Origin of the sequence: Alkaliphilus serpentinus (assembly GCF_009017255.1) — a bacterium.
GTDB classification, from domain to species: Bacteria; Bacillota; Clostridia; order Peptostreptococcales; family Natronincolaceae; genus Alkaliphilus_D; species Alkaliphilus_D serpentinus.
The window spans coordinates 79,528-90,606 of sequence record NZ_WBZB01000039.1 but is presented as its reverse complement, the minus strand read 5'-3'; the positions used below and the strand labels follow the sequence as shown (position 1 = coordinate 90,606).

The window sequence follows — 11,079 nt, the reverse complement described above, 5'->3', positions numbered from 1 at the left end:
TGCCAGCATTATAGAGTAATTAAATAATTTACCCTATAGAAATGACGTAATTTAGAAGAAGAGTGTTCTCTTCTTCTAAATTCATTTCTAGAATCTTTTATTTTAAGGGGTTAAATTGGTTTAAAAAGGTAAGAATAGTTTTAGTTAAGGAATTTTAAACTTAAAGACTTTTCTGATTATTTTCATCAATTCTATTGGTGATTTTCTATAAAAAAAAGTCTAGAAAAGGTGAAAAAAACCTTGATATTTTCGTTTATATAATATAAAATATTATAGTGTGTGTTAGGACCGCGATGAAGCGAAAGGTTGCTACCAAATGGGGAATTTTCGCTGAGAATGTCTTGATCTAAGAATCGGGCGACTAAGACCTAACTGCTGCCGAATTTTAAAAAAAATATCAACACACCCGGAGCAGTGTATTATGGTCTTCGTCGTACGTAACAAAAATCACGTGCGATGAAAAGGAGGGGAATATAATGGCTACAAGCAAAGCTAAGCAAAAAATCAGAATCAGATTGAAGGCGTATGATCACAAGGTATTAGATCAATCAGCTGAAAAGATTGTTGAAACTGCTAAAAGAAGTGGAGCAGATGTATCAGGTCCAGTTCCATTACCTACAGAAAAGCAAATCATCACAATACTAAGAGCAGTTCACAAGTACAAGGATTCTAGAGAGCAGTTCGAGCAAAGAACCCACAAGCGTTTAATTGACATCTTGAATCCAACACCAAAAACTGTTGATTCACTTATGAGATTAGATTTACCAGCTGGCGTTGATATCGAAATCAAATTATAGTTAAAGTTCACAACTAAGATAAAGAGATGTTTTGATTCATCCTATCTTAGTACGATTGTACCAAAGGTATAATCCGCTGTAAGATTATAGGAGGTGTAAATATGAAAGGTTTATTAGGTAGAAAAATAGGAATGACTCAGGTTTTTAATGAAGCTGGTTTGGTTATTCCAGTAACTGTAATTGAAGTTGAGCCCAACATAGTTGTGCAGGTTAAAACTTCAGAAAAAGATGGTTACAATGCTTTACAGATCGGATATGGTTCTGTAAAAGACAAAAATGTAACTAAGCCTTTAAAGGGTCACTTTGAAAAGGCTGGTGCTAAGTATAAGAGACTATTAAAGGAATTCAGAGTAGATAACTCTTCAGAATTTACAGTAGGTCAAGAAATCAAGGTTGACTTATTTAAAGAAGGAGAGAAGGTAGACATCACTGGGGTTTCTAAAGGTAAGGGCTTCCAAGGTGTAATTAAGAGACATGGTCAAAGCAGAGGACCAATGGCCCACGGTTCAAGATATCATAGAGGACCAGGTTCAATGGGTGCTGCAACTTTCCCAGGTAGAGTATTTAAGGGTAAGAAGCTTCCAGGACATATGGGTAATGTACAAATTACAATCCAAAACCTAGAAATCGTTAAAGTAGATACAGACAAAAATGTTCTTTTGGTTAAGGGTGCTGTTCCAGGACCAAGAAAGGGTCTAATAACCATTAAAGAAACATTAAAACAAGGAAAGTAATCTAACTACAGAAAGGAGGATTTAACATGCCTAAAGTAGCTGTATATAATGTCTCAGGACAACAGGTAGGCGAAATGGAATTAAACGACAACGTATTTGGCGTTGAAGTTAACCAGCATGTACTTTATGAGGTTGTCAAAAACCAATTAGCTAATAAAAGACAAGGAACTCAGTCAGCAAAGACAAGAGCTGAAGTAAGAGGTGGCGGTAGAAAGCCATGGAGACAAAAAGGAACTGGTAGAGCAAGGGCCGGTACAATTCGTTCTCCCCTATGGAGTGGTGGTGGAGTTGTATTTGCACCAAAGCCAAGAAACTACAGATACACATTACCAAAGAAGGTAAGAAGATTAGCAATGCTTTCAGCATTATCTTCAAAGGTAAACAGCAACGAACTAATTATCCTAGACGAATTAAACTTAACAACACCTAAGACTAAGGATATGGTAAAGATTCTTAATAACTTAAATGTTGAAAAGAAAGCTTTAATCGTATTAGGAGATAAGAACGAAGCAGTTATCAGATCTGCAAGCAATATTCCAGGAGTAGAAACATCACTTGTTAACACCTTGAATGTTTATGACATATTGAAGTATGACAAGTTTATCATTACAAAAGAGGCTGTTGAAAAAGTGGAGGAGGTGTACGCATAATGACGAATCCACATGATATCATTATAAGACCATTAGTAAGCGAACAAAGTATGGAGGCTATGGCCGACAAAAAGTATACATTTGTGGTAATGAAGACTGCCAACAAGACTGAAATTAAAAAAGCAGTTGAGAAAATCTTCGGTGTTAAGGTAGAACAGGTTAACACAATGAATATGCTAGGTAAGTACAAGAGAATGGGAAGAAACGAAGGAAAAAGAGCAGACTGGAAGAAGGCAATTGTTAAGTTGAAGGCCGACAGCAAAGAAATAGAATTCTTTGAAGGCATGTAATGGATAGACTTTTAGAAGAAGGAGGGAAATCAAGATGGGTATCAAAAAATTTAATCCTACTTCACCGGCCATAAGACAAATGACAGTGTCTACCTTTGAAGAAATTACAAAAGTAGAACCAGAGAAGTCCTTAGTTGAGACATTGACAAAGTCCGGTGGTAGAAATGCTCATGGTAAAATAACCGTACGTCATCGTGGTGGCGGTGCGAAGAGAAAATATAGAATTATCGACTTTAAAAGGGATAAGGATGGTATAGGAGCAAAGGTTGCTTCCATCGAGTACGATCCAAACAGAACAGCTAATATTGCACTACTAAATTATGTAGATGGTGAGAAAAGATATATTTTAGCTCCCAACGGATTAAAGGTTGGAGATGCAATAGAATCAGGACCAGATGCAGATATTAAGGTTGGTAATGCATTGCCATTAAGAAATATCCCAGTGGGTACAGTAATCCACAATATCGAAATGAAGCCTGGTAAAGGTGGACAAATAGCTAGAGCGGCTGGAAACTCTGCTCAATTAATGGCTAAGGAAGGTAAATATGCATTATTAAGATTACCATCTGGTGAAATCAGAAATATTCCAATGGACTGCAAAGCAACCATCGGTCAGGTAGGGAACTTAGATCACGAAAACATTACTATTGGTAAAGCCGGTAGAAAGAGAAATATGGGAATCAGACCTACAGTTAGAGGTTCTGCAATGAACCCCAATGATCACCCCCACGGTGGTGGAGAAGGTAGATCGCCTATTGGACGTCCATCCCCTGTTACTCCTTGGGGCAAACCAGCTCTTGGTTACAAAACTCGTGACAAGAAGAAGGCTTCCAATAAATTTATCGTATCAAGAAGAAAGAAATAAAGATGTTATATAATCCTGTTTCGGATATTACTGAAGGGAGGAAATGAAATGAGCAGATCAGTTAAAAAGGGACCCTTTATTCATAAAGGACTTTTTAAGAAGATAGAAGAAATGAATGCAGCTGGTGAAAAGAAAGTAATTAAAACTTGGTCCAGAGCATCCACTATTTTCCCCAATATGATTGGACATACAGTTGCTGTGCATGATGGACGTAAGCATGTTCCAGTGTATGTAACTGAAGATATGGTTGGCCATAAGCTAGGTGAATTTGCACCAACAAGAACCTACAGAGGCCATGACGATGATGATAAATCCACTAAGAGAAAATAAGCTTTGTTAATTAAGAAAGGAGGTTGTCATTGTGGAAGCAAGAGCAATCGCTAGACACGTTAGAATAGCTACAAGAAAAGCTCAACAGGTTGTTGATATTGTAAGAGGCAAGCAAGTGGACGAGGCTTTAGCAATTCTAAAGTTCACCCCTAAGGCTGCTGCCCCTATCGTATATAAATTAATCCATTCTGCAGCTGCCAATGCTGAGAATAATCATGACATGGATCGGGAAAAGCTATTCGTTGCAGAAATCTACGCAAACCAAGGTCCAACAATGAAGCGTTTTAGACCTAGAGCAATGGGTAGAGCAACGACAATTAGAAAAAGAACCAGCCATATAGGAGTTGTACTAAAAGAAAAATAAAATCAAGGAGGGAAAAGAATGGGTCAAAAAGTAAACCCCCATGGACTAAGGGTTGGAATCATTAAAGACTGGGATACCAAATGGTACGCCAACAAAAAAGACTTCTCAGGTTTTCTGTTGGAAGACCATAAGGTTCGTGAATATATTAAAGAAAAGCTTTTTCTATCCGGTATTTCTAAGACAGAAATCGAAAGAGCTGCCAATAATCGTTTAAAGGTTAACATCCACACTGCTAAGCCAGGAATGGTTATCGGTAAAGGCGGTCAAGGTGTTGAAGACATCAGAACCGATATCGAGAAGCTTACTAAAAAGCAAGTTATCGTGAATGTAATCGAGGTTAAAAATCCAGATATAGATGCTCAGCTTGTTGCTGAAAATATTGCCTTCCAATTGGAGAGAAGGGTTTCCTTCAGAAGAGCAATGAAGCAAGCGATGCAAAGATCCATGAGGTCAGGAGCAAAGGGAATCAAGGTTTCAACCTCAGGTAGATTAGGCGGAGCTGAAATGGCTAGAACAGAAGGCTATAGCCAAGGAAATGTGCCACTACACACCTTAAGAGCGGATATTGATTATGGCTTCCATGAAGCAACTACTGCCTATGGAAAGCTTGGCGTTAAGGTTTGGATATATAAAGGAGAAATTCTACCTACAAAGGGCAAAATTGCTGCTTTTAATGAAGTAGTAGAAGCAAAACCAGCTGAAGATAAGCCCAAAAGAGGGAGAAAAAGAGAAACAAAATAGTCGTTCATCTGGACAGGAAGGAGGAAATATCACATGTTAATGCCTAAAAGAGTAAAACGTAGAAGAGTTCATAGAGGCAAAATGGCTGGTCAAGCTACTAGAGGCAATACGGTTTCATATGGTGAGTTCGGACTACAAGCAATGGAACCTGCTTGGATCACTTCTAACCAAATAGAAGCTGCTCGTATCGCCATGACCAGATCTATAAAAAGAGGGGGTAAGGTGTGGATTAAAATATTCCCCCACAAACCAGTTACTAAAAAACCTGCTGAAACTCGTATGGGTGCCGGTAAAGGTTCACCTGAATTTTGGGTAGCAGTAGTTAAGCCTGGTAGAATCATGTTTGAGATTGCTGGTGTTTCTGAAGAAAAGGCAAGAGAAGCTATGAGACTAGCAATGCATAAATTACCAATAAAGTGTAAGTTTGTAACACGTGAAGAACAAGAAGTAAAGGGTGGTGAAGCTGATGAATGCTAATTCATTAAGAGACATGACAGATGTTGAATTAAATCAAAAATTACTAGATTTGAAAGGCGAACTGTTCAATCTACGTTTCCAGTTAGCAACAGGCCAGCTTGAAAACCCTTTGAGAATTCGTAATGTACGAAGGGATATCGCTAGAATTAAGACAGTTATCCGTGAAAGAGAAATCAAGCAACTGAAGGCTTAAATAACGAATTAGAGCAAGAAGGGAGGCCATTTCTGTGGAAAGAGGACTAAGAAAGACCAGATTAGGTCGTGTAGTCAGTGATAAAATGGATAAAACCATTGTTGTATTAGTAGAAGATTTTGTACGTCATCCGCTTTACGGAAAAGCGGTTAAAAGAACAATAAAGTTTAAGGCCCATGATGAAAACAACGAATGCCAAATTGGTGATCGAGTAAGAATCATGGAAACAAGACCATTATCTAAGGATAAAAGGTGGAGACTTGTAAAAATCGTTGAAAAAGCCAAGTAAGCTTGAAATGCGAAGGGAGGGTTTATTATATGATTCAACAAGAATCAAGGCTGAAGGTTGCAGACAACTCTGGAGCAAAAGAGTTGCTTTGCATTCGTGTGCTAGGTGGTACAAAGAGAAGATATGCTAGAGTAGGTGATGTAATCATCTGTTCAGTTAAAAGTGCAACACCAGGCGGAGTTGTAAAAAAAGGTCAAGTTGTTAGAGCGGTGGTTGTTAGAACAACTTCAGATATAAAAAGAAAAGATGGTTCTTATATCAAGTTTGATGAAAATGCAGCAGTAGTCATCAAGGAAGATAAGCAACCAGTAGGAACTCGTATTTTCGGACCGGTAACAAGAGAATTAAGAGACAAAGATTTCATGAAAATTGTTTCATTGGCTCCAGAAGTATTATAATCAAGGAGGTGTCACAGAATGCGTATCAAAAAAGGTGATACAGTAGTAGTAATTACCGGAAAAGATAAAGGCAAAAAGGGAAAAGTTCTCCAGGTTATGCCTAAAAAAGAGCGTGTAATTGTTGAAGGCGTAAACATGATGTCAAAGCATCAAAAGCCAACCCAACAAATGCAACAGGGTGGTATCATCCATAGAGAAGCTCCTATCCACGTTTCTAACGTGATGGTCTTCGATAAAAAAGCAGGTCAAGGTGTTAGAGTAGGATACAAGCTTTTAAACAACGGTGAAAAGGTTAGAATTAGCAAAAAGACCGGTGAAGAAATAGATTAATGTCTTATGAAGGGAGGTACATTGCTTTATGGCTAGATTAAAAGATAAATATAAAAGTGAAGTAGTACCAGCTATGATGGAAAAGTTCGGATATGATAATGTAATGCAAATTCCAAAGCTAGAAAAAATAGTTGTAAACATGGGAATCGGTGACGCAAAGGACAACTCTAAGGCTTTAGAGGTAGCTGTAAAGGAGCTAGGAACCATTACTGGACAAAAGCCAGTTATAACTAAAGCTAAAAAATCAGTTTCTAACTTTAAGGTTCGTGAAGGCATGGCAATTGGAGCTAAGGTAACCTTAAGAGGAGAAATTATGTATGAGTTTGCTGATCGTTTAATGAACATAGCTCTTCCAAGGGTAAGAGACTTTAGAGGTGTTAATGTGAATGCCTTCGACGGTAGAGGAAACTATGCTATGGGTATTAAAGAACAGTTAATTTTCCCTGAAATAGATTACGATAAGGTAGAAAAGGTAAGAGGAATGGACATCATCTTTGTAACAACAGCAAAGACTGATGAGGAATGCCGTGAACTGTTAAGATTAATGGGAATGCCTTTTGCAAAGTAAGGTAAGGAGGGAAAGTAGTGGCGAAAAAATCTCTAATTATTAAACAACAAAGAAAACAAAAATATAAAACTCAAGAATATACCAGATGTACTATTTGTGGAAGACCTCATGCGGTTTTAAGAAAGTTTGGTATATGTCGTATTTGCTTTAGAGAATTAGCCTATAAGGGCCAAATACCAGGTGTAAGAAAAGCCAGCTGGTAGAATCGGAGAGGAGGTAAAGAATATGACTATGACAGATCCAATTGCTGATATGCTGACTCGTGTACGTAATGCCAATGCAGTTAAGCATGAAACGGTTGATGTGCCTGCTTCAAATATGAAAAAAGAAATTGCCAACATTTTGTTAAATGAAGGCTTTATAAAAGGATACGATGTCATCGAAGATGGCAAACAAGGTATATTGAGAATACAATTGAAGTTCGGAAAAAATAACGAAAAAGTTATTACTGGAATCAAGAAAATCTCTAAGCCTGGTTTAAGGGTTTACGCAAAGAGGGACGAAATACCAAGAGTTTTAGGTGGACTAGGAATTGCAATTATTTCAACTTCTAAGGGAGTTATAACTGACAAGGTTGCTCGAACTGAAGGCGTTGGTGGAGAAGTAATTGCTTACATCTGGTAATGACAATAATTAATAAGGAGGTGCGATTATGTCAAGAATAGGTCTTAAACCAATTGAAATACCCCAAGGTGTAGAGGTTTTAGTGGATGCTAATAACTTCGTTACTGTTAAGGGTCCAAAGGGAACCCTATCAGAGCAAATACCTCGTGATATGGAAATTAAAATAGAAGAAAAAACCTTAACTGTTGTAAGACCAACAGACAATAAGAAGCATAAATCATTACACGGTTTATCAAGAACCTTAATTAATAATATGATTCAAGGTGTTACCAATGGATACGAAAAGAAGCTGGAGCTTGTAGGCGTTGGATACCGTGCCAATAAGCAAGGAAACAAGCTTGTATTAAGCTTAGGTTACTCTCATCCAGTTGAAATGGTTGATCCAGAAGGAATTACAGTAGAGGTTCCAAGCCAAACTGAAATTCTTATAAAGGGAATCAACAAGCAATTGGTTGGTAACTACGCTGCAAAGATCAGAGAAAAGAGAAAGCCTGAGCCATATAAGGGCAAGGGAGTTAAATATGCCGGTGAGGTAATTAGACGTAAAGAAGGTAAGACTGGTAAGTAATAGAAAGGAGTGATACAGGTGTTTAAAAAGGTAAGCAAAAACCTTACAAGATTAAAAAGACACAGAAGAGTTCGTAGTAAAGTACATGGAACTTCTGAACGTCCAAGATTAAATGTTTATCGTAGTTTGACTAATATCTACGCTCAAATTATAGATGATGTTGCTGGTCACACACTAGTAGCTGCTTCCAGTTTAGATAATGAAGTAAAGGGTAAGGTTGCAAATGGTGGTAATCAAGAGGCTGCAAAGCTTGTTGGTGAACTAGTAGCAAAAAGAGCTTTAGAAAAAGGAATTGAAACTGTTACCTTTGACCGTGGTGGATACATTTATCATGGTAGAGTGAAATCACTGGCAGAGGGTGCGAGAGAAGCAGGACTGAAGTTTTAATAAGAAGGAGGGAAATCGATGCACAAGAAGCTTATTGATGCAAGCCAGCTTGATATAAAAGAGCAAGTTATAGATATAAGACGTGTTACTAAGGTTGTTAAGGGTGGTAGAAATTTCAGATTTGCAGCTCTTGTAGTTGTTGGTGACGAAAACGGTCATGTTGGTGTTGGTTCCGGTAAAGCTATGGAAATTCCAGATGCTATCAGAAAAGGAATCCAAGACGCTAAGAAAAACATGATTCAAGTTCCAATCATTGGAACTACCATACCTCATGAGGTTATTGGTCATTTCGGAGCAGGAAATGTACTAATCATGCCAGCTAAAGAGGGTACTGGTATAATTGCCGGTGGTCCAGTTCGTGCGGTACTAGAGCTTGCTGGTCTTAAGGATGTAAGAGCGAAATCTCTTGGAACAAACAACTCAAGAAACATGGTTAATGCTACCATGGACGGATTAAATCAATTGAAGAGAGCGGAAGAGGTAGCAAAACTAAGAGGTAAATCCGTAGAAGAACTCTTAGGTTAGGAGGGTGAACCAATGGAAAAGACACTCAAAATTAAATTAGTAAGAAGCTTAATTGGAAGATTACCAAAGCAAAAAAAGACAATTGAAGCTTTAGGATTAAAGAAAATCGGGCATGTTGTTGAACAGCCAGATAATCCTCAAACAAGAGGAATGATAGAAATAGTAAAGCATATGGTTGAAGTAGTTGAAATGTAATCAAAGGAGGTGTAGACATGAAGTTACACGAACTAAAACCTGCTAAAGGCGCCGTAAGCAAACAAAAGCGTAAGGGTAGAGGTACAGGTAGTGGACTTGGTAAAACTGCTGGTAGAGGTGCCAATGGACAAAACGCCAGAAGTGGTGGTGGAGTTAGAATAGGCTTTGAGGGAGGACAAATGCCTCTTGTAAGAAGAATTCCTAAAAGAGGTTTTACAAATATATTTGCTAAGCAATTCAATATTTTAAACGTGGAAGACCTAAATGTCTTTGAGAATGGTACAGAAATCACCTTAGAGATGCTAAAGGAAAATGGCGTTATTAAGAAGATCGAAAAGGATGGTTTAAAGATCCTTGGAAATGGAAACTTAGAGAAAAGCTTAACAGTTAAGGCCCACAAATTTACAAAGGCAGCTGTTGAAAAGATTGAAGCTGCTGGAGGAAAGGCAGAGGTGATCTAAGGTGCTATCAACCTTAAGAAATGCATGGAAAATTCCAGACTTAAGAAGTAAGATTCTTTACACCTTGATTATGCTAGTGATATTCCGTCTAGGTTCAGTTATACCTGTTCCAGGCATCAATATCGAAGTCGTAAGAAATATAGTAGGCAACACAGGTTTACTATCCTTCTACGATATGTTTTCAGGTGGAGCCTTTGGAAACATGACAATTTTCGCATTAAGTATAACACCTTATATTACCGCATCTATTATAATGCAACTTCTGACCATCGCCATTCCAAGTCTAGAAGAAATGGCCAAGGAAGGGGAAGAAGGAAGAAAGAAAATTGCTCAGTATACAAGATATGCCACCGTTGTTTTAGCTATAATTCAAGCCTTTGGAATAACCTATGGTCTATTCAGAGGGGCTGCAAGTGAAGGCTTCTTAAATATGGCAGTTATTCTATTAACCTTAACAGCAGGTACTGCCTTCCTAATGTGGCTAGGTGAACAAATTACTGAAAAGGGAATCGGAAATGGTATTTCTCTTTTAATTTTTGCTGGTATTGTATCAGGGGTTCCTGCATCAGTAGCAAGAACTTTCTTACTTGCCAGAGAAGGTGAAATACAAATTCTAAGCATCTTAATATTCCTAGTTCTTGCAGTAGTAATCGTAGCAGGTGTAGTGGCTATACAAGAGGGTACAAGAAAGATCCCAGTACAATATGCTAAGCGTGTTGTTGGTAGAAAAATGTATGGCGGACAAAGCTCCCATATACCATTAAAAGTAAATCAATCAGGAGTAATTCCAGTAATATTCGCTATGTCATTAATACAGTTCCCCCAGATTATCGCTTCCTTCTTTGGACCAGACAGTGGAGCAGCTGTATTTATGCAGAAGTGGCTTTCACTTTATACCACCAGCGTTGGAGGTATCATTGTATCTTCAATTATTAGCGCGATATTGATTATTTTCTTCACCTACTTCTACACAGCTATAACCTTTAATCCTGTTGAGGTTGCTTCTAATATGAAGAAGTATGGTGGATTTATTCCAGGTATCAGACCGGGAAAACCTACATCAGATTATCTTAGTAAGGTGTTAAATAGAATTACCCTTGCAGGGGCCGTATTCTTAGCAATCATTGCTTTACTACCTACTATGATCATGAGATTAACAGGAATGAACATCGGTTTTGGTGGAACAGCCCTTCTAATTGTTGTGGGTGTTGCCCTTGAAACGATGAAACAGGTTGAAGCTCAAATGCTAATGAGACATTATCAAGGCTTCTTAAAATAAAACAGGCATCATGG

At 38.0% G+C, this 11,079-nt stretch carries 22 protein-coding genes; all 22 read left to right on the top strand.

Features of this window, described 5'->3' with window-relative positions; translation table 11 throughout:
- The first annotated feature begins 476 nt into the window (after positions 1 to 476).
- The 22 genes from rpsJ to secY all read left to right on the top strand — a co-directional run bounded on the left by rpsJ (position 477) and on the right by secY (position 11,065).
- The gene (gene rpsJ / locus F8153_RS11225; protein WP_151866447.1) at positions 477 to 797 is read left to right on the top strand and encodes a 30S ribosomal protein S10; all 321 of its coding nucleotides are present in this window, start codon (positions 477 to 479) and stop codon (positions 795 to 797) included.
- A 101-nt stretch (positions 798 to 898) separates the two neighbouring features.
- Positions 899 to 1,531 (top strand): 50S ribosomal protein L3, encoded by a 633-nt coding sequence (rplC, locus tag F8153_RS11220; RefSeq protein WP_151866446.1) that lies wholly within the window; start codon positions 899 to 901, stop codon positions 1,529 to 1,531.
- A 26-nt stretch (positions 1,532 to 1,557) separates the two neighbouring features.
- Positions 1,558 to 2,181 carry a 50S ribosomal protein L4 gene (gene rplD, locus F8153_RS11215; RefSeq protein WP_151866445.1) on the top strand — a complete coding sequence of 208 codons (624 nt, stop codon included), beginning with the start codon at positions 1,558 to 1,560 and terminating at the stop codon, positions 2,179 to 2,181.
- Positions 2,181 to 2,471: a 50S ribosomal protein L23 gene (rplW, locus tag F8153_RS11210; RefSeq protein ID WP_151866444.1), complete on the top strand. Its 291-nt coding sequence runs from the start codon at positions 2,181 to 2,183 to the stop codon at positions 2,469 to 2,471. The genes rplD and rplW overlap by 1 nt, the downstream gene beginning before the upstream one ends.
- A gap of 34 nt (positions 2,472 to 2,505) precedes the next feature.
- Positions 2,506 to 3,336, top strand: a complete 831-nt coding sequence (rplB, locus tag F8153_RS11205; RefSeq protein ID WP_151866443.1) for a 50S ribosomal protein L2 — start codon at positions 2,506 to 2,508, stop codon at positions 3,334 to 3,336.
- Between the two features lie 48 nt (positions 3,337 to 3,384).
- Entirely contained in the window at positions 3,385 to 3,666 is a 282-nt protein-coding gene (gene rpsS, locus F8153_RS11200) for a 30S ribosomal protein S19 (RefSeq protein ID WP_151866442.1), read from the top strand.
- A 31-nt stretch (positions 3,667 to 3,697) separates the two neighbouring features.
- Entirely contained in the window at positions 3,698 to 4,030 is a 333-nt protein-coding gene (gene rplV, locus F8153_RS11195) for a 50S ribosomal protein L22 (RefSeq protein ID WP_151866441.1), read from the top strand.
- Positions 4,031 to 4,048: 18 nt separating this feature from the next.
- The gene (rpsC, locus tag F8153_RS11190; RefSeq protein WP_151866440.1) at positions 4,049 to 4,771 is read left to right on the top strand and encodes a 30S ribosomal protein S3; all 723 of its coding nucleotides are present in this window, start codon (positions 4,049 to 4,051) and stop codon (positions 4,769 to 4,771) included.
- Positions 4,772 to 4,804: 33 nt separating this feature from the next.
- Complete coding sequence (gene rplP, locus F8153_RS11185; protein ID WP_151866439.1) at positions 4,805 to 5,248, top strand: 50S ribosomal protein L16; 444 nt, start codon at positions 4,805 to 4,807, stop codon at positions 5,246 to 5,248.
- Entirely contained in the window at positions 5,238 to 5,441 is a 204-nt protein-coding gene (rpmC, locus tag F8153_RS11180) for a 50S ribosomal protein L29 (protein WP_151866438.1), read from the top strand. The genes rplP and rpmC overlap by 11 nt, the downstream gene beginning before the upstream one ends.
- Positions 5,442 to 5,475: 34 nt before the next feature.
- Positions 5,476 to 5,730, top strand: coding sequence for a 30S ribosomal protein S17 (gene rpsQ, locus F8153_RS11175; protein WP_151866437.1), 255 nt, complete (start codon positions 5,476 to 5,478; stop codon positions 5,728 to 5,730).
- Positions 5,731 to 5,759: 29 nt separating this feature from the next.
- Positions 5,760 to 6,128 carry a 50S ribosomal protein L14 gene (gene rplN / locus F8153_RS11170; RefSeq protein ID WP_151866436.1) on the top strand — a complete coding sequence of 123 codons (369 nt, stop codon included), beginning with the start codon at positions 5,760 to 5,762 and terminating at the stop codon, positions 6,126 to 6,128.
- An 18-nt stretch (positions 6,129 to 6,146) separates the two neighbouring features.
- A complete protein-coding gene (rplX, locus tag F8153_RS11165) occupies positions 6,147 to 6,458 on the top strand; it encodes a 50S ribosomal protein L24 (protein ID WP_151866435.1) in 312 nt (103 codons plus the stop codon).
- Between the two features lie 28 nt (positions 6,459 to 6,486).
- Positions 6,487 to 7,026: a 50S ribosomal protein L5 gene (rplE, locus tag F8153_RS11160; RefSeq protein ID WP_151866434.1), complete on the top strand. Its 540-nt coding sequence runs from the start codon at positions 6,487 to 6,489 to the stop codon at positions 7,024 to 7,026.
- A 17-nt stretch (positions 7,027 to 7,043) separates the two neighbouring features.
- A complete protein-coding gene (locus tag F8153_RS11155) occupies positions 7,044 to 7,229 on the top strand; it encodes a type Z 30S ribosomal protein S14 (RefSeq protein WP_151866433.1) in 186 nt (61 codons plus the stop codon).
- A 22-nt stretch (positions 7,230 to 7,251) separates the two neighbouring features.
- On the top strand, positions 7,252 to 7,650 hold the full coding sequence (rpsH, locus tag F8153_RS11150) for a 30S ribosomal protein S8 (RefSeq protein WP_151866432.1): 399 nt from the start codon (positions 7,252 to 7,254) through the stop codon (positions 7,648 to 7,650).
- A 28-nt stretch (positions 7,651 to 7,678) separates the two neighbouring features.
- Positions 7,679 to 8,218 (top strand): 50S ribosomal protein L6, encoded by a 540-nt coding sequence (gene rplF, locus F8153_RS11145; RefSeq protein WP_151866431.1) that lies wholly within the window; start codon positions 7,679 to 7,681, stop codon positions 8,216 to 8,218.
- Positions 8,219 to 8,236: 18 nt separating this feature from the next.
- Positions 8,237 to 8,605: a 50S ribosomal protein L18 gene (gene rplR / locus F8153_RS11140; RefSeq protein WP_151866430.1), complete on the top strand. Its 369-nt coding sequence runs from the start codon at positions 8,237 to 8,239 to the stop codon at positions 8,603 to 8,605.
- A gap of 18 nt (positions 8,606 to 8,623) precedes the next feature.
- The gene (gene rpsE / locus F8153_RS11135; protein WP_151866429.1) at positions 8,624 to 9,130 is read left to right on the top strand and encodes a 30S ribosomal protein S5; all 507 of its coding nucleotides are present in this window, start codon (positions 8,624 to 8,626) and stop codon (positions 9,128 to 9,130) included.
- Between the two features lie 12 nt (positions 9,131 to 9,142).
- Positions 9,143 to 9,325: a 50S ribosomal protein L30 gene (gene rpmD / locus F8153_RS11130; protein ID WP_151866428.1), complete on the top strand. Its 183-nt coding sequence runs from the start codon at positions 9,143 to 9,145 to the stop codon at positions 9,323 to 9,325.
- A 17-nt stretch (positions 9,326 to 9,342) separates the two neighbouring features.
- Complete coding sequence (gene rplO / locus F8153_RS11125; RefSeq protein ID WP_151866427.1) at positions 9,343 to 9,786, top strand: 50S ribosomal protein L15; 444 nt, start codon at positions 9,343 to 9,345, stop codon at positions 9,784 to 9,786.
- Between the two features lies 1 nt (position 9,787).
- The gene (secY, locus tag F8153_RS11120) at positions 9,788 to 11,065 is read left to right on the top strand and encodes a preprotein translocase subunit SecY (protein ID WP_151866426.1); all 1,278 of its coding nucleotides are present in this window, start codon (positions 9,788 to 9,790) and stop codon (positions 11,063 to 11,065) included.
- Positions 11,066 to 11,079: the final 14 nt, after the last annotated feature.